Here is a 17481-nt window from a genome sequence, read left to right on the forward strand (position 1 = left end):
CGGAGAGCCTGAGCCCCCAGGGCGTTCACGAAGCCTGGGGGCTCAGCGCTGTCACACGTACACAGACGGCAAACTCGCGCGCATAGGCGGCAAACTCACGTACACAGACAGCAAACACGCTGGGGTTACGGGGCGGCGGGGCGACGGGTGTCGGGGTAGCCGTCCGGGGCGCCGGTGATGGGCTCGGCCATCACGTGGACCTCGAAGCGAGTGGTGTCGTAGCCGCCCGCGTCCCAGGCCTTGTCCGGGTCCGCGTACCGCCACTCCCGACCAGTCGTGCGCTCACGCAGCAACCAACCCATGCCCGCCTCCTACGTTTTGGGCGCCCCCGGCCTTCCCCGCCGGGGGCACACAGGTAGTAGAACACATGTTCGATCGCACCTGCCGGGCCGGGGTCAGCCGCGAGTCGTGGTGGCCACGTGGAGGTTCATCACGCACGGGACCCGGCCATCGGCATCGGCCAGCCCGGCCACCAGAGCCAGGAATTCGTCCTCGAGAGACTTCACGACCGCCGGGTCGAGCGGTATGAGGTTGTAGGTCACCGAGACGATCGACCAGACGTGCTCCGCGGTGCCGCCCAGATCGATCGGCTCGGTGGTCCACTCGACCGGAGAGAACCCGGCCGGGGCGAGAATCTCGTCGACACCCTCGCGGTGCCGGGTGCGCCGGTCCCCCAGCGGCGGGATCTGCCGCTCGGCCGGGGTGTCGTCAAGCACCGGGCCGACCAGTTGCCGGAACAGTTCGTAACCCTCGCCTCCGCCCGCCCCGCCGCCGAGCACCAGCGCCAGCCGCCCGCCGGGCCGCAGGACCCGGGCCAGTTCCGCGGCGACGCTGTCGATGTCGGACATCAGCATGAACGCCATGTGCGACACGCACGCGTCGAAGTCACCGTCGGGGAACGGCAGGTCTTGGGCGCGTCCCTCCAGCAGTTTCACCCCGGCGAGAGACGGTCGCTGACGAGCAAGCGCCAGATCGGCGGCCGAGAGGTCGATCCCGGCGACGTCGTGCCCGGCGACGGCCAGCAGGTCGAGCAGGAAGCCGTCGCCGCAGCCGAGATCAAGCACCCTGGCGTGGCCCTCGACCCGGTCCCGCAGGATTTCGTAGGTCGACCGGCCGTCCGGCGCCCGGCCATCGCCCATCGCACTGGACGTCACCGCCGGGCACTGGGCATGGAATTCGCACAGGAACGCTTCTTGGTCCGCTGTCGTCATGATCGCCACCCTAGGACGGTCAGGACGCTCGGGTGGGATGTTCGCCGAAAGCAGATCACCGGCTCAGTGTCGACCGCTTCAACCGCGCCGCGCCGGCAGTATTCAAGCCCACGCCCCAATAAGCAGGATGACGAGCCATTGGGCCCACGCCACCGCGCTCATGTGCCCGGAGAGCAGGTTCCGGACCGAGGCGAACGGCGCGAGCCAGGCCTGCGCGGGATGGAGCCCGTCCACATTCCCCAGCAGGAAGTACAAACCAAGGGGCAGCGCGATACTCGCGACAAACGCGACGGCGGCCGACCTCAGCAGCAATCCCAGTCCGGTACCGACCAACTGGGCAACCAACTGCACCAACACACTGCCCACGGCGATCATTCCAACGTTCTGCCAAGCGTTCTGGGCCATCCCCAGCGGAGCGGCAGCGAGCACACCGACACAGACGACGACCCCGAGGGCACCGATGACGGCGGCCACCAGTATCGCCGCCACCAAAGTCGGCGCGAGCCGGGCCGGCCGCCCCCGCAGGTCGCGGATGAGCAAGATACCCAGGAGCGGCACCACGACCGACATCAGGCTCTGCGCCGGTTCCACGACCGTGCCCAAGGTCCGGACGTCCGGCTGCGCGCCCACTGTTCCCCCGATGGCGCCCAACACCCCTGCCAGCACGGTGATCACGATCAGCCACAACCGCCTGGGCACGACTGTTCGCCGGATCGCGCTGAGTGTCGCCTCGCCGAAGCCGGCAGCGGCTTTCCCCTCCCCCATTAACGGACATTTTCGCCTATCCGGTCGACAAAGTCACGGTCGGCATGAGCCGGGAGATATCGGGGATGTCCCGGATGCACCCGAAACCGCGCCGTGCCAGGTTGGGTGAGTGATCACTCCTCGGTCCACGACCCGCAGGTGACGTTCCTGTTCGGAGACAACGGAACCGGCAAGTCCACCTTGGTCTAGGCGCTGCCAGTTCGTGGTGGCGACGCACTCGCCGATCCTGCTCGCGGTACCCGGTGCACGGATCCTGCAGATGGACGCCGACGGCGAGATCGAACAGGTCGGCTACGACGAAGCCGACCCGGTCACGCTGACCCGCGGGTTCCTGGACAACCCCCAACGCTTCCTGCATCACCTCTTCGCCGACGACGAGTAACGGCTAGCGCGCTTCGAGCACAGCGAGGTCACGTACGGCGTACCGGTGGTGCGCGACTTGCTCGTTGATCACCACGCGCAGGCAACGGCCGACCGTGCGCGGCTCCTCCGGATACCCGGGCGCGGGCGTACGCGTGCAGACCCTCTCGAACTCGACGTCGGTCAGCCCGTCGACGAGGCCGCGCATCAGGGCCATGCGGTCGGCGCTCGCCTCCGCCACTTCAGCGAATGACGGACGCGCGTCGAGGTCCACGCCGAGCGCCGCCGCGTCCGCGGGCAGGTAGGAGGGTTGGGGCAGGCCGAGCCGGTGATACGGCATCGGCTGGTCGAGGACCGTGCGACTCGCCCACGCATCGGTGGCGAAGACGAGATGGCGCAGTGTCTCGGTGAAGGACCATTCGCCGTCGACCCGTTCATGGCGAGCCGCTTCCGGCAGCCGCTCGGCGCGGGCGACCGTGTCCGCCCAGATCCGTTCGACGGTGTCCCACATCGCGCGGTAGTCATCGGCCGTGCGCATCGCCCGCAGCTGCACCCGTTCCGGGTGCCGACGATCGAGCTCGTCGTCCACGAACGCGGTGACATCGACGTCGTTGACGACGAAGTTGCCGACAACTCCGTCCACCACGACGTCGGTGAGCAACGAGTCGACGATCTTCACCTTCCGGAAGCCGCAGTCCCGGAAGGTCGCACCGGCGAGGTCGACTTCGGTGAAGCTCGCCCCGCGAAACGCGTCGGTTTTCTCGTACTCGGCTGCCATCGCACCATTCTCCCCGATCGACCGCCTGCCGCATGGGCCGTCCTTGCATAGCGATCACTATCTGAGTAGCGTCGACTATGTGAATGACAGCAGGAAGCGGCTCACCCGTGCCGAAGCCAAGGCACAGACCCGGGAGCTGCTGCTCGAAGCGGCCGCGAGCACGTTCGCCGACAAGGGGTTCGCCGGCGCTTCGGTCGACGAGATCGCCGAAGCAGCCGGGTTCTCCATCGGGGCGCTGTACTCGAACTTCGCCAACAAGGAACAGCTCTTCATGGAGGTGCTGTCCACGCGGGCCACCAGCCGCGTCGCCCAAGCGACCCAGATCATCGAGGGTGGGGAAGACGGCCTGCAGGACCCGATGGCCGCGCTCGGCCGGCTGCTGGTCGACGTCGCGGACAAGGACATCGACTTCGCGCCGCTGCGGGCCGAGTTCTGGCTCTACGCGGTGCGCAACCCTGCGGTCCTGGACACCTTCGCGGCTCGGATGCGTGAGCCGACCGAAGCGCTGGAACACCTGGTGGGCAAGGAAATGGACCGCCACGGGAATCCCGCCGCGGTCCCCGCGACAAATGTGGCCGTCGTGGTCCACGCCCTGTTCCAGGGCCTGGTCCAGCAGCGGCGGATCGACCCGGCGAGTGTGCCGGACGAGCTGTTCGGGCAGGCACTGGGGTGGCTGTTCACCGGCGTCAAAAACGCAGAGCAAGGGGAATGTCGATGACCGAAACCATGGCGTCCGCGCCGACCCTGCAAGCACTTTTCGACCCGAAGCACCGCGCGGACCCCTACCCCGACTATCGCGGCTGGCAGCTCACCGCGCCGATTTCCGAGCCGGTCGACCGGCTTTTCGTGCTGACCAAGCACAAGGACTGCACGGCCGTCCTCCGGGACCTGCGCTTCGGCCACGCCGAAGGCGACGAAGCGGGCCCACTGCGCGCCAAGCCGGTCGATGCCAAGGAATACACGCTGGTCGACGAAAACGGCAACCCGGTCCGGTCGTTCCTCGGGCTGAACCCGCCCGACCACTCGCGGCTGCGCAAACTCGTGTCGAAGGCATTCACCCCTCGGATGATCACCCAGCTGACCCCGCGGATCGAGCAGATCACCGCCGAGCTGCTCGACGCCGCGCTCGCCGTGGCCGGTCCGGTCGACCTGATCAGGGACTTCGCGTCCCCGCTGCCGGTGGTCGTGATCAGCGAGCTGCTCGACGTCCCGCTGGCCGACCGTGAACGGTTCGAAGGCTGGTCCCACCAGCTGGCCCGTGCGCTGGACCCCGACTTCCTGCTGCCGGCCGAAGTACGCGAGAGCGCCATGCGCGCCAGGGAGGAGTTCGCCGACTACTTCCGCGAGCTGGTCGCGCTGCGGCGGGCGAACCCGGGTGACGACCTGCTGTCCGCGTTGGTCGCGGTTCACGACCAGGGCGACGTGCTCACCGAGAACGAGCTGCTCGCCACCCTGATCCTGCTGCTGATCGCCGGCCACGAGACCACGGTCAACCTCATCGGCAACGGCACGCTCGCGCTACTCCACCACCCGGACCAGCTCGCCCGTCTGCGCGACGAGCCCGAGTTGATCGACCGCGCCGTCGAAGAACTGTTGCGCTATGACTCCCCTGTCCAACTCACGTTCCGCTACGCGCTCGAAGACGCCGAAGTCGGCGGCCAGGCAATCCCGCGCGGTTCCTTCGCTCTGCTGCTGATCGGCGCCGCGAACCGTGACGCCGAAGAGCACACCGATCCGGATGCCCTCGACGTCGGCCGCGAACCCTCCCGCCACCTCGCGTTCGGCCAGGGCGTGCACTTCTGCCTCGGCGCCCCCCTCGCGCGGCTGGAAGGCCGGATCGCGCTGGGCGCCCTGACCCAGCGCGCTCCCGGCCTCCGCCTCTCCGGCGAGCCCACGTGGAAGGACAACGTCGTCCTCCGCGGGCTGGCGACCCTGCCGGTCACCCTGCGCTGAGGCCCGCCCCAGGACCCCTCGGGGTCGGGGTAGTCGGTTCTGTCCAGAGGAGCAAGGACCGGGGCGAGTGGGTGCTGGTAGCGGGGTTGAGGGCCAGTCGCGTCGTGCAAGTGGTGCTGGTGATGGCGATGTGACTGTTGAGGCTCCTGACGGCACTTTCGGCAGGGCGACGACGTCAAGGCCTAGTTGAGTACGCCTTACGCCGTGAAGGTGGCCTTCACGACACGTCACAGCGTCACACCTGCCACATCAGTCGCATCAGTCGCGTAAAACCGAACCCGCCACCTCAACCGACCAACCACCCGACAACCCTCGGGGCCACCCTTGTGGCGTTCAACGCCATCAGTGTGGCCCCGAGGGGTCCCTGGACTCAGCCACCCACGGCGGCCCGGATGGTCTCCTTCAGCGAGCCCAAGGTCGCGATGACGGCGGTGGGTTCGTACCCGCAGTGCGCCATGCAGTTCGCGCAGCGGGGGTCCTTGCCTCGGCCGAAGGCGTCCCAGTCGGTCTCCTCGATCAGCTCCTTGTACGTCTTCGCGTAGCCGTCGTCGAGCAGGTAGCACGGACGCTGCCAGCCCAGCAGCGAGTACGACGGGATGCCCCACGCGGTGCAGTCGAGGTCGCGCTTGCCTTCGAGGAAGTCCAGGAACACCGGCGAATGGTTGAGGCGCCAGCGCTTCCGCCGTCCGCCGCCGAACGCCTTGGTGAACAGCTCGCGGGTCTGCTGGACACCGAGCCAGTGTTCCTGGTCCGGTGCCTTCTCGTAGGCGTACGCCGGCGAGATCTGCATGTTGTCGACGCCGAGATCGTCGTTGAGGAAGTCCAGGACGTCGATGATGTCCTGCGGGGTGTCGCTGGTGAAGAACGTCGTGTTCGTCATGACCTTGAACCCGGCGGCCTGCGCCTGTTTGATCGCGGCGACCGCGGCGTCGAACCCGCCGACCTTGCGCACCGACGCGTCGTGGCGTTCGCGGAGCCCGTCGATGTGCACCATCCACGCGAAGTTCCGGTGCGGCTTGAACTTGTGCATGTGCTTGGGCAGCAGCAACGCGTTGGTGCACAGGAAAACGATCTTCCGCCGATCCAGCAGCTGCCGCACGATCTCGTCGATCTTCGGATGCATCAGCGGCTCACCGCCGGCGATGGACACCATCGGCGCGCCGCTCTCCTCGATCGCGCCGACGGCCTGTTCGACCGGCATCCGCTGCTTCAGCAGAGCCGCCGGCTGCTCGATCTTGCCGCAGCCGCCGCATTTGAGGTTGCAGGCGAACAGCGGTTCGAGCTCGACCAGCAGCGGGAACTTCTCCTTGCGCAGAACCTTTTGCTTCATCAGGTAACCGCCGAGTCGCATGGACTGGCGAAGTGGCATTGCCAAGGTCAGAGCACCTCCCGAGGTAGCGTGAACGTGACGTTTTCTTCCATCAGCCGGCTTTCGGTGATGGTGAGCGGACCGAGCCCGCCAAGGCAGCGGACGACCTCCTCGACGAGATGCGGGGGCGCCGAAGCACCGGCGGTGATACCGACACGAGCCGTGCCGGCAAGCCAGTCGAGGTCGACTTCGCCGCGGTCGTCGACCAGGTGCGCCCGCACGCCTTCGCGTTCGGCGACCTCGGCGAGCCGCCGCGAGTTGGACGAATTCGGCGAGCCGACCACGAGCATCAGGTCCACCGCGCTCGCGACAGCCCGCATGGCTCGTTGCCGGTTCGTTGTCGCGTAACAGATGTCGTCTTTGCGCGGCGCGGTCAGCGCGGGGAACCGCTCGCGGAGGATGGCCGCGATCTCCTCGGCCTCGTCCGCCGCCAACGTCGTCTGCATGGTGTACGCGACGCGCTCGGCGTCCCGCGGGAGCACCTTGCGCGCGGCCGCGGCGTCCTCGACCACGACGACGTGGTCGGGCGACTCCCCCACAGTGCCTTCGACCTCTTCGTGGTCGGCGTGCCCGATCAGGAACACCGTGTCGCCGCGGCCCGAATACCGCCGGACCTCGTTATGCACCTTGGTCACCAGCGGGCAGGTGGCGTCGATGACCGAGAGCTGCCGGTCTTCCGCGGCACGCCGGACCGAAGGCGCGATCCCGTGTGCGGCGAAGACGAGCGTGCTGCCTTCCGGAACCTCGTCGACCTCCTCGACGAACACGGCGCCGCGCTCCTGCAGGTCACGCACGACGTGGGTGTTGTGGACGATCTGCCGCCGGACGTACACCGGCGCGCCGTACCGCCGCAGCGCCCGCTCGACGATGTCGATCGCCCGCCCGACCCCGGCGCAGAACGAGCGCGGGCTCGCGAGCAGGACCTCGCGCGGCCCGGTCGCCGCCGTCCACTGTTCCAGCACCGGGACCGTGGCCCGCAACGCGCGCAGTGAGGCCACCCCGCGGCCGAGGGTGCCCGGCCGGAGCAGCGGATGGTCCGCGGTGTCCACAATGGCCCGGATGACCGCGAGCGGAGTACCCGACTTGGCCAGCTGACTCGATTCCATGTCCACGGCGAGCGCGCCGCTTCGAGCCAGTTCGAGCCGTTCACGACCGCTGACGACGTGGTCCGCGGACACGATAGGTCCCATGTGGACGGTCAGGCCGAGCCTGCGCAGCGCACCGGCCAGCAACGGCGCCGACGGCACCGCGACGCTGGTGCCCGGACCGCGGACCTCGTCGGCGACGACGACGTCCCCCGGCCGCACCTCGGGCGCCAGCCCACCGCCCACGCCCGCGATCACCATCGGCCCGTCGGGCAGCCTGGCGGCCGCGGCGGCCGAGCGCCGGGGCCCGATACCGGTGCGCACCACGTCCATGCGTGCCGAGCGAAGCGCCGCCTGCTCGACACGCATCGGCGTGCACACCACCGCTCGGGTCATGAGCCGCTCCGGACGTACCGGCCGAGTGCGGACACCGGGAACACGATGCGGTAGAGGTGATAGGACAGGTAGAAGTCGCCGGGGAACCCGGTGCCGGTGTGCTTCGCCTCGTCCCAGCCGCCATCCGGACGCTGCCGGTCGCACAGCCACCGCACCCCGCGCTCGGTCGCCTCCAACTGCCGTTCGCCCGCGGCGAGCAGCGCGAGGAGCGCCCACGCGGTCTGCGACGGCGTCGAGTCGCCCCGGCCTGCCCAGGCGGGATCGTCGTAGGACCGCAGGTCCTCGCCCCAGCCGCCGTCGGTGTTCTGGTGCTCGCACAACCATGTCGTCGCCCGCCGGATGCTCGCCGCGCCGGCCGGGATCCCGGCCGCGACCAGCGCCGGGACGACCGCACCGACGCCGTATACGTAGTTGACGCCCCAGCGCCCGAACCACGAACCGTCGGGCTCCTGCGCGTCGAGGAGCCAGTCGACACCCCGCTGGCACGACTCGGAATCGGCAAGTCCTTCAGCGGCAAGCATTTCGACGACGTGCGCGGTGACGTCGGCCGACGGCGGGTCGATCACCGCGCCGAAGTCGCAGAACGGCAGCTTCGTGGCCAGCGTCCGGGTGTTGTCCGCGTCGAACGCGCCCCAACCGCCGTCACTCGACTGCATCCCCTCCAACCAGGCCACACTGCGGTCGATCGCGTTACGCAGCCGCCGGTGGTTCGGATGGCCCAACCGCCTGAGCGCGAGCACGACTTCCGCGGTGTCGTCGGTGTCGGGATAGCCCTCGTTGGCGAATTCGAAGGCGAACCCACCCGGCTCCAGCGAAGGGCGCCGGACGGCCCAGTCGCCGGTGACCCGGATTTCCTCGCCCAGCAGCCATTCCGCCGAGCGCACCACGGCATCGTCGCTGCCCGGCACCCCGGCGTCCAGCAGCGCGGTCAAGGCGAGGCCGGTGTCCCAGACCGGTGACTGGCAGGCCTCCAGGCGCCGGACCCAGCCGTCGGGAGTCTCCTCGCGGATGATGAACCCTTCGAGCCCGTCAAGTCCCGCTTTCAGCGCGGGGTGGTCCAGTGGATACCCGAGCAGGTGCAGCGCCAGCACGGAATACACCCACGGCGGCTGGATCCCGCCCCATGAACCATCCGCCTCCTGGCGCGCCAGGATCCACTCGGCGGCTCGGCGCATCGCCATCTTCCGCAGTGGTTTGACGGGCAGCCGCGAGTACGTGCGCAGGACGACGTCGAGGTGCTGGAAGAACCCTGGCCAGGTCCACGGCTTGGCGAACGCGCCGGGACGGGCGCCCGTACGCAGTTCGTCGACCCCGAAGGGCAGCGGCCGGACCGGGCGCAGGGTCCCGACGATGGTCAGCGGCACGATCGTCTGCCTCGCCCAGCACGCGAAGTCGTAGACGTTCAGCGGAAACCAGGACGGCAGGAGAATCAGCTCCGGCGGCAGGGTCGGCAGGTCGTCCCACGGCCAGAGGCCGAACAGCGCCAGCCAGATCCGGGTGAACACCCGCGTGCCTTCGAGCCCGCCGTTGTCCCGCACGAATTGCGCGGCAAGGGCCAGCCACGGCGCGTCGACCGGATCACCGGCCAGCCGCAGGGCGACCCACGCCTCGACGGTCGTCGACAGGTCCGCGGGGCCGCCCGGGAAAGTCGCCCAGGTGCCGTCCTCGCGTTGTTGCGAACGGATCCACCGGGCGGCTTCCTCGCTCTGGTCTGGCCGCAGAATGCCGAGGAACTGCCGCAGCAGCAGGTCTTCGGCGTCCATCGTCACGTTGGTGGCCAGTTCGCCCTTCCACCAGCCCTGCGCGTCCTGTTGGCCGCGCAGGTATTCGACGGCGAGCCGCAGTGTTTCCTCGGCCGAGCGCGCGGAGCCGGCTTGCTGTCCGGTGTCGGGAACGGTCTGGGTCATCAAGCCTCCCGGGTCACGATGAATCGGGCGAGGGCGCCCAGGTCCGAGCGCGGGCCTTCGGGCATCGACACCTCGGCGAGTGCCCGCAATGCCGACGCCATCCGGCGCTCCGCCTCCGCGGTGGCCCACTCGCGGCCGCCTGCGGTTTCGACGAGGCCGGCGATCCTGGCCAGCTCCGGTTCGTCGGAGGCTTCCTCTCCCGCCAGCCAAGCCGCGAGCTCCCGACCGGCGGCTCCGCCGTGCGTGGTCGCGAACGTCACCGGCAGGGACTTCTTGTGCGAACGCAGGTCCGAGAACACCGACTTGCCGGTGACCGCCGGGTCGCCCCAGATCCCCAGCACGTCGTCGACGAGCTGGAAGGCCAGCCCCAGCTCTTCGCCGAACGCCGAAAGCGCGTCGACCACCGCCGCGGGCGCCCCGGCCAGTACCGCCCCGATCGCCGCACTCGCGGACAGCAGCGCGCCGGTCTTCCCAGCCGCCATCGTCACGCATTCCGGCAGGGTGACGTCGTCACGCTGCTCGAATTCGACGTCGAGCACCTGGCCGTGGATGAGCCGCCGGGTGGTCTCGGCCAGAAGCCGGGCCGCACCGATCGCTTCGGCCGTGCCGCGTTCCAGCAGGACCTCCTGGGCCAGCGCGAGCATGGCGTCACCGGTCAGGATCGCGCTCGGCGCGCCCCACACCGCCCACACCGTCGGCCGGTGACGCCGCTCGGTGTCGCCGTCCATCAGATCGTCGTGGACGAGTGAGAAGTTGTGCACGAGTTCGACGGCGACCGCGCCGGGGAGACCGACCTCCGCGGACGCGCCGGCGGCCTGCGCCGAGAGCGTCGCCAAGGCCGGCCGGATGGCCTTCCCGCCCTGGCCCGTTGTCGGCGCGCCGTCGATGTCCGTCCACCCCAGGTGATACGAGGTGATCGCGCGGCTGGTGTCGTCGAGCCGCCCGACCGCTTCCCGCATCACCGGCAGCACCGCATCCCGGCTCTTTCGCAGTGCCTCCAGGGTTGTTTCCTGGGTCGCTTCCTGGGTATCCCCTACCGCGGACTTCGTTGCCGCAGGAATGGTGACCGTCATGCCCCTACTCCCTCCCGAACCTCGGTGGTGTGCTCGTCGAGGAGGGCGGTGGCGGCCGCGGTACCGCTGCGCGCGGCGCCCTCCATGGTGGCGGGCCAACCCGTGGCGGTCCACGCGCCGGCGAGGAACAGCCCGCGGGCATAGGTGGTCGCCTGCGGGCGCAACGAGGCCGTGCCCGGGCTCGGCCGGAAAGTCGCGTGGCGCTCGCGGGTGACGAAGAAGTCGAGGACCTCGGCGTCGGCGGCCTCGGGCAGGAGCGCGAACAGTTCGGGCAGCATCAGCTCGCGCAGCTCGGCGGTCGGCAGGTCGATCAGGTCGTCCGCCGCGGACAGGGACATCGCGAGGTACTGCCCCGCGGCGAGACCGGACTGCTGGGTGCGGTCGAAGACCCACTGCACCGGAGTCCGCACGCCGGCCACAAACGGCTGATCGAGCACCCGTCGGTCGAGGACGAGATGGACGTTGACGATCGGCGAACTGCCGAGCCCGCCGGACCACCCCGGCGGCACGGTGACCGCCCCCTCGGGCAGCAGGTGCTCGGCCGCCACCGGTGGCACGGCCACGATGACCTGATCGAAATCGGCGTCGTGGCCGTCGAGCCCGACCCGCCAACCGTCGTCGCGCCGCTCGATCGCCCGGACCTTCGCGCCGGTGCGGACGTCGGCCCCGGCCCGCTCGAGGCAGGCGAGCGCCGGGTCGCCGTGCAGCTCGCGCAGCGGGACCATCGACCAGCCGATGTCGGCGGCGGCCGGGTCGGTGAGCAGGCCCTCCTGGAACACCGTCGCCGCCAGGCTCAGCGACGCCTCGTCGGCCGTGGCGTTCAACGTCGCGACGCCGACCAGGTCCCACAGCGCCTCGATCGCGCCGGCGCTCTGCCCGTGCCGGCGCAGCCAGTCGCCGAACGACTGCCGGTCGGTGGCATCGGCCGCCGGGTCGACGCGCTTCAACGCGAGCGCGGCGAGCGCGAACTTGGCCCGTTCTCCCGGCCGCAGCGGGCCGTACCGCAGCAGCGAACCGGCGAGATGCAGCGGCGCGGGCAGGTCACCGCGACGCAGCCAGACCGGCGCCTCGGACCCGGGTGTGCGGATCGGGATCGACAACCGCTGCTGCAGGGCCACCTTGTCCGCGACCCCGAGCCGGTCCAGCAGCGCCAGATACGACGTGCAGCAGCGGAGGAACACGTGCTGGCCGTTGTCGACCCGAAGATCGCCGCGGGCAAAGGAATAAGTGAGCCCGCCCAGGTGCGGGCGGGCCTCGAAGAGGGTGACCTCGCAGCCCGCATCAGCGCAGGCGAGTGCCGCGGTGATGCCGGCCAGCCCGCCTCCCACCACCGCTACCCGGCGGGTCATCGCGACAGCCCGGCCAGTGAACGAGCCGCCACAGCCGCCTTCTGCCAGCCGGTCAGCGAGAGCCGCTTGTCGAACACCTGGCTCGGGTCGTCGTCGATGCGGTCGAGCAGCCGCCGGTAGATCCCGGACATCGCCGTGCACGACGCCGCGCTGCGCCGGTCGAGAAACGGGACGAGCCGATCCCCCTGCGAGTACCACTGCCTCGCCCGCGCGGCACTGTCGTGGATCAGCGCGGTCAGCCTGCCGTCCGGGTCGGCCAGCCTGCCGGTTTCGTCCACGACGAGTTCGACGCCGAACCGTTCGAGGTCCCCCTTGGGCAGGTAGGTCCGCCCGTTGAGCAGGTCCTCCCGGATGTCGCGCAGGATGTTGGTCTGCTGCAGGGCGATGCCGAGCTCGTCGGCGTAGGTGGCGGCGCGGGGGTCGGGCGGGCGGGTGCCGAAGACGCCGAGACACAGCCTGCCGACCGAACCGGCCACGCACCGGCAGTACTCGACCAAGTCGTCGAAGCGGACGTACTGGCGCCCGGTCACATCCATCTCGACGCCGTCGAGCAGCTCGTCGAACGCGCCGAGCGGGATCGGGAACCGCCGCGCCGCGTCGGCGACCGCGACGTAGACCGGGTCGGCGCTCCGGTCCAGGTCGGACAGCGACCGGCGGACCTCCGCCAGCCCGGCGAGCTTCGCTTCGGCGTCCAGCTCGCCGTCGCCGATGTCGTCGACGATCCTGGCGAGCGCGTACACCGCACACAGTGCGTTCCGTTTGCCCGTGGGCAGCAGCCGGATGCCGTAGTAGAAGTTGCGGGCCTGTTCCCTGGTGATCGATTCACACTGCGCGTAGGCGTCTTGAATGGTGTCACTCACTGCTGCCGGTCTCCCGTCTTCAGCTTGCCGAATTGCAGTTTCCCCAGGTGGCGCAAGACCTCGGAGCCCCGTGGGTGGGCGGTGGCGGTCAGCACGTCTCCCCCGGTGCGGCGCAGGGCGTCGACGGTGGCGCGGCCTCCCGCGACGAAGCCGGACACCGCCAGCCGGCCCCAGCCGTGCAGCAGCCGGACCAGCGGCGCGCCGGAGTCGAGCAGATCGGCGGCACGATCGATCTCGAACCGCATCAGGTTGCGTAAGGCCGGGGACGCGGTGGGTTCGTCAAGGTCGCTCTCGGCGACGCCGAACTCGGCGAGGTCCTCCTGCGGCAGGTAGATGCGCCCCGCCCGGCGGTCCTCGGCGATGTCCTGCCAGTGCTCGATCAGTTGCAGGGCGGTGCAGACGCGGTCCGACAGCTGGTCGGCGACCGGGTCGCGGACGTCGACAAGCGCGAGCACGATCCGGCCGACCGGGTCCGCCGACAACGTGCAGTACGCACGCAAGTCGGCGTAGGTGGCGTAGCGGGTGACGTGCTGATCCTGCAGGTTGGCGTCGACGAGCCGCTGGAACGGTTCGCGGTCCAGCCGGCCGCCCCGCACGGTCGGGACCAGCCGTTGTACTGCCGGGTGTGTGGGAGCGCCGCCTTCCCACGCGATCTTCAGATCGACGGAAAACGCCTCGAGCTGGGCGACGCGGTCCCCCGGCACTTCGTCGCCGAGGTCGTCGATGACCCTCGCGACGTCGTAGACGGCGACAAGATCGTTGCGCAGGCGCTTCGGCAGCACCCGCAGGGCGACGGGAAAGTTCTCCGCACGTTGTTTTTCGAGCAAAGCCTGGTGGTCCGGAGCGTCCTTTTCAGACGAAGTGGATCTCACCGGAGTCAGTCTGGTCCGCCCGGATGGGCGGTTTCTGCAACCTGGAGGAAGATTTTCGGCAGTTCGACTTGTCACGAACAGACAAAGGCGCGCAACGATAGGGGCTGGACATGCCGTAGGAACGCTACGGAAGGACGAACCCGGACATGAGACCAGACCATGAGATCACTCGACTGGGCGATCTCGAACCCATCGTGGTCAACCGCCTACCGGCCATCCTCGGAGAGGTCCGGGACCTGCTCGGCGAGCAGCATCCCGACTACGCCGCCTTCCTCGCCGAAGAATTCGACGAAGTCGTCACCGCCAGCCAAGGTTTCGTGCACCGCCTGATCAGCCTCGCCGAACAACCCGAAGAACGGTTCCCCGACCTCGAGCCCGGCGTCGAACAGGTCGTGTTCGAGGAGATCGGGCGTGTCCAGTACCGGCAGGGCCGCGACGTCACCAGCCTGCTCTCGGCCTACAGGATGGGCGCTCGGGTCGCCTGGCGGCACGTCTCGGAGACCGCGCTCGGCCTCGACGTCCAGGCGGAGGCGTTTGCCTCGCTCGCGTCCACCGTCTTCGCCATCGTCGACCAGCTCTCCGAAGCGTCCCTGCGTGGCTACCTGCTCGAACAGGCCGACGCCGTCCGCACCCAGGAGCGGCTGCGCGACGAGCTCACCGAGCTGCTGCTGTCCGACCGCGCGGACATGGCCACGGTGCGCGCGGCGGCCGTCCTCGCGCGGTGGACCATCCCCCGGTCCGCCGCGGTCGTCCTCGTCGACCAGGACAACGAGCTCGGGCGCGCGCTGCTCGCCCGGCTGGACGACACATGCCTGCGGCTGCGGCGGCCAGGCGTCCTCGTCACCGTCGTTCCCGATCCGTCGGGACCGGGCCGTCGGGCCTGGCTCGCGCGGGCGCTGCGCGGCGCCGGCGCCGTGGTCGGCGCGTCGGTCCCCGTCGGCAGGCTGCCCGCCAGCCTGCGCATCGCCGAGGTCACCGCGCGACTCCGCCGCGACCACCTGCTGTCCGACGACCCGGTGTTCGCCGACGAACACCTCGACGCGATCATCGTCCACCGCGACGACAGGCTGCTCGACGCGTTGCGGCGGCGAAGCCTGGCTCCGCTCGACGAGCTGAGCGAGTCCTCCCGCGAGCGGCTGTCGACGACGTTGACGTCCTGGCTGCGGCACCTGGGCGACCGCAAGGCCATCGCCGAGGAGCTGCACATCCACCCACAGACCGTCCGGTACCGGATGGGGCAGCTGCACACCCTGTTCGGCCCGTCGCTCGACGACCCGTCCACGCGCGCGACCCTCATGCTCGCCCTCAACTGGGGTCCCGCCGGCCAGCAACCCGAGGTCGACTAGCCGGCGGCGCCGAAGCGGGTAGCCAAGGCGCGATAGAGGCCGGGTGCAACGCCGCGCAGGGCGACCGGGACGCGCAGCCAGCGCGGGACGTAGAAGTCGCCGTCGGCGGTGACCGCCCGGACCACGGCGGCGGCGACCCGGTCCGCGGGCACGGGACGAGGGCTGCTCCGGCCGTACGGACGTCCGCGCCGCTCGAAGAACGCCGTCTGGACCACGCCCGGCACCACCACGGCTATCCCGACCCCGGTGCCGTGCAGTTCGAAGCGGAGGCTGTCGGCGAACGCGTCGACCCCGGCCTTGGTGGCGGCGTACACGGCCTCGCCCGCGACGCCGGTGCGTCCGGCGATCGAGGTCACGAAGACCACCCGGCCGCTGCCCCTGGCCAGCATGTCCGGCACCAGCGCACGAGTCAGCTCGAGCGGGGCCACGAGGTTGACCGCGACCAGCCGCGTGAGATCGGCCGCGGGCATTTCGGGCAGCGGCCCGGCCCAGCCGAGCCCGGCGTTGTTGACCAGGACGTCGACCTGCCCCGACACCTCCAGCGCCCGCTCGGCGAGCGCCCGCGCCGCACCCGGCTCAGCGAGCTCGCCGACCAGGACCGTTCCGCCCGTCTCGGTGGCCAACGCCTTGAGCCGATCCTGGTCACGGCCGTGCAGGACGACGTGCGCCCCGGCAGCCGCGAGCCGGCGCGCGGTGTCCGCGCCGATCCCCGAGGAGGCCCCGGTGACCAGCGCGGTAAGCCTCTCGACCATTCGGACTCCCTCACATGGTGTGCTGGGAACCTTAGGCGACAAGGCTCCGGTTTACCGCAGCAAGGACCGGGGCGGGTTGGAGTTCGTGGAGCGGATCTTGAGGCCTGTTCCGTTTCGCGAGTGGGGTGCGGTGAAAGGGACTTTTCTTGCAGTGACCGCACGGATAACACCGTTCGCACTTCGCCACTCACGTTAAGCAACCGGCCTTGTCATCGTGGTGCATCAGTGAGTGAAGCGGCAAGCAGTTGCAGGAGGCGAGCGGGCGCATTTTGTTGCTATGGCAGGCTTTCCGAATAACCGACGACTACGTTCCGCGATAACATCTATCACCTGACCGTGTTTCGAATAAACGTTCGATCCGTAGTAGAATAAAGGAGTGCCCAGCGTAACGACCACCCTCCCCGATCCCGCCGATATCCGGCGTGCCGATCCGGCGACGCTGGTCGAGTACGCCCGCGTGATCACCCGGGAAATGAACCGGTACACCGCGCTGCTGGGTCTCGTGGTCACCAAGACCGAGACCGACGGTATCAAGGCGACTCATCAGTACAACTCGGCGGTGCAGTGGCTGATGCATACGACGGGGATGGCCGAGCCCGCGGCGCGTCAGATCGTGGTCCGTGCCCGCGGCACCAACTCCTTGTACACCATCGACGGGACAGAGATCCCCGGTGTCGCACCCCTGACCGGGCTCGCCGCACTGGCCGGTGTCCTCACCCCCGCGCATGTGGACGTGATCGTGAAGACGATGACGGCGATGCCTGCGACGGTGTCGGAGGAGGATCGGGTGGCCGCGGAGAAAATCCTCATCGGTGTGGCCCGGGCTGCGTCCCCGGTCGAGGTGAAGAAAGCCGGCGACCGGATCCTGGACACGGTGGATCCGGATGGGCCGGAGCCGAAGGATCCGCCGGAGAGACCGGAGCGGGAGTTGGCGTTCCAGGAACACCGCGACAGCTCCGCGACACTCAAAGGCAAGCTGGACAACGTGGCCTACGCCCAGTTGCGGGCCGCGTTGGATCCGTTGGCGAAGCCGCACTCGACGAAAGAGGAAGGCCGCGACACCCGCAGCCAATGGGAACGCCACGCCGACGCTCTCGTCGACCTGGTCCGTCTCGCCATGACCGTCGACGAGATCCCGACCCACGGTGGTGACCGGGTGCATGTGGCGGTCACCGTGGACTACGAAACACTGAAGTCCGGCATCGGAACGGCGATGCTCGACTATGGCGGCGTGATCACCGCCGCCGAAGCGCGGATGTTGGCGTGTGACTGCAAGGTGATCCCCGCTGTTCTCGGGACCGAGAGCGAGCAGATGGATCTGGGGCGGTCCAAGAGAATCATCACCACAGGGCAACGGCGAAGACTCGTCATGAGAGACCGCGGATGCGCCTTTCCCGGTTGCAAC

General features: G+C 69.4%; 15 protein-coding genes and 2 pseudogenes. 5 read left to right on the forward strand and 12 right to left on the reverse strand.

The window, feature by feature from the left end; translation table 11 throughout:
* Window positions 1-125 precede the first annotated feature (125 nt).
* The 3 genes from JWQ81_RS13380 to JWQ81_RS13390 all read right to left on the reverse strand — a co-directional run bounded on the left by JWQ81_RS13380 (window position 126) and on the right by JWQ81_RS13390 (window position 1976).
* The gene (locus JWQ81_RS13380) at window positions 126-302 is read right to left on the reverse strand and encodes a hypothetical protein (protein ID WP_297541207.1); all 177 of its coding nucleotides are present in this window, start codon (window positions 300-302) and stop codon (window positions 126-128) included.
* Window positions 303-395: 93 nt separating this feature from the next.
* Complete coding sequence (locus JWQ81_RS13385; protein WP_297541209.1) at window positions 396-1211, reverse strand: class I SAM-dependent methyltransferase; 816 nt, start codon at window positions 1209-1211, stop codon at window positions 396-398.
* Window positions 1212-1313: 102 nt separating this feature from the next.
* Window positions 1314-1976 carry a hypothetical protein gene (locus tag JWQ81_RS13390; RefSeq protein WP_297541211.1) on the reverse strand — a complete coding sequence of 221 codons (663 nt, stop codon included), beginning with the start codon at window positions 1974-1976 and terminating at the stop codon, window positions 1314-1316.
* A 202-nt stretch (window positions 1977-2178) separates the two neighbouring features.
* Between JWQ81_RS13390 and JWQ81_RS13395 the strand changes: the two genes are divergently transcribed.
* Complete coding sequence (locus JWQ81_RS13395) at window positions 2179-2358, forward strand: hypothetical protein (RefSeq protein ID WP_297541213.1); 180 nt, start codon at window positions 2179-2181, stop codon at window positions 2356-2358.
* Window positions 2359-2361: 3 nt separating this feature from the next.
* Here the strand turns inward: JWQ81_RS13395 and JWQ81_RS13400 are convergent, their stop codons facing one another.
* On the reverse strand, window positions 2362-3114 hold the full coding sequence (locus JWQ81_RS13400) for a DinB family protein (protein ID WP_297541215.1): 753 nt from the start codon (window positions 3112-3114) through the stop codon (window positions 2362-2364).
* 79 nt (window positions 3115-3193) lie between these two features.
* Here JWQ81_RS13400 and JWQ81_RS13405 point away from each other — a divergent pair, with 79 nt between their 5' ends.
* Together JWQ81_RS13405 and JWQ81_RS13410 are read left to right on the forward strand one after the other, a co-directional pair.
* Entirely contained in the window at window positions 3194-3832 is a 639-nt protein-coding gene (locus JWQ81_RS13405) for a TetR/AcrR family transcriptional regulator (RefSeq protein WP_297541216.1), read from the forward strand.
* On the forward strand, window positions 3829-5067 hold the full coding sequence (locus JWQ81_RS13410) for a cytochrome P450 (protein WP_297541217.1): 1239 nt from the start codon (window positions 3829-3831) through the stop codon (window positions 5065-5067). The genes JWQ81_RS13405 and JWQ81_RS13410 overlap by 4 nt, the downstream gene beginning before the upstream one ends.
* A 370-nt stretch (window positions 5068-5437) precedes the next feature.
* Here JWQ81_RS13410 and hpnH read toward each other — a convergent pair whose 3' ends face one another.
* From hpnH to hpnC, 7 genes and pseudogenes are all read right to left on the reverse strand, one after another.
* Entirely contained in the window at window positions 5438-6442 is a 1005-nt protein-coding gene (hpnH, locus tag JWQ81_RS13415; protein WP_297541219.1) for an adenosyl-hopene transferase HpnH, read from the reverse strand.
* Window positions 6443-6444: 2 nt separating this feature from the next.
* Window positions 6445-7917, reverse strand: coding sequence for a 4-hydroxy-3-methylbut-2-enyl diphosphate reductase (gene ispH, locus JWQ81_RS13420; RefSeq protein WP_297541221.1), 1473 nt, complete (start codon window positions 7915-7917; stop codon window positions 6445-6447).
* Window positions 7914-9824, reverse strand: coding sequence for a squalene--hopene cyclase (shc, locus tag JWQ81_RS13425; protein WP_297541223.1), 1911 nt, complete (start codon window positions 9822-9824; stop codon window positions 7914-7916). Before shc ends, ispH begins: the two co-directional genes overlap by 4 nt.
* On the reverse strand, window positions 9824-10783 hold the full coding sequence (locus JWQ81_RS13430; protein WP_297541235.1) for a polyprenyl synthetase family protein: 960 nt from the start codon (window positions 10781-10783) through the stop codon (window positions 9824-9826). Before JWQ81_RS13430 ends, shc begins: the two co-directional genes overlap by 1 nt.
* Before the next feature lie 110 nt (window positions 10784-10893).
* Window positions 10894-12387: pseudogene (hpnE, locus tag JWQ81_RS13435) on the reverse strand (hydroxysqualene dehydroxylase HpnE); the annotation flags it as partial.
* Window positions 12273-13106, reverse strand: a pseudogene (gene hpnD, locus JWQ81_RS13440) (presqualene diphosphate synthase HpnD); the annotation flags it as partial. The pseudogenes hpnE and hpnD, both read right to left, overlap by 115 nt.
* Window positions 13103-13978: a squalene synthase HpnC gene (gene hpnC, locus JWQ81_RS13445; RefSeq protein WP_297541225.1), complete on the reverse strand. Its 876-nt coding sequence runs from the start codon at window positions 13976-13978 to the stop codon at window positions 13103-13105. The pseudogene hpnD and the gene hpnC, both read right to left, overlap by 4 nt.
* Window positions 13979-14124: 146 nt before the next feature.
* Between hpnC and JWQ81_RS13450 the strand changes: the two genes are divergently transcribed.
* Window positions 14125-15324, forward strand: a complete 1200-nt coding sequence (locus JWQ81_RS13450) for a CdaR family transcriptional regulator (RefSeq protein ID WP_297541227.1) — start codon at window positions 14125-14127, stop codon at window positions 15322-15324.
* Here the strand turns inward: JWQ81_RS13450 and JWQ81_RS13455 are convergent.
* Entirely contained in the window at window positions 15321-16076 is a 756-nt protein-coding gene (locus tag JWQ81_RS13455) for an SDR family NAD(P)-dependent oxidoreductase (RefSeq protein ID WP_297541229.1), read from the reverse strand. The two genes, JWQ81_RS13450 and JWQ81_RS13455, sit on opposite strands and share 4 nt — an antisense overlap.
* Window positions 16077-16452: 376 nt before the next feature.
* Between JWQ81_RS13455 and JWQ81_RS13460 the strand changes: the two genes are divergently transcribed.
* Window positions 16453-17481 (forward strand): DUF222 domain-containing protein (locus JWQ81_RS13460; protein ID WP_297541231.1); only part of this gene is annotated, 1029 nt, incomplete at its 3' end.

It is taken from the genome of Amycolatopsis sp., from assembly GCF_025464955.1.
Lineage (GTDB): Bacteria > Actinomycetota > Actinomycetes > Mycobacteriales > Pseudonocardiaceae > Amycolatopsis.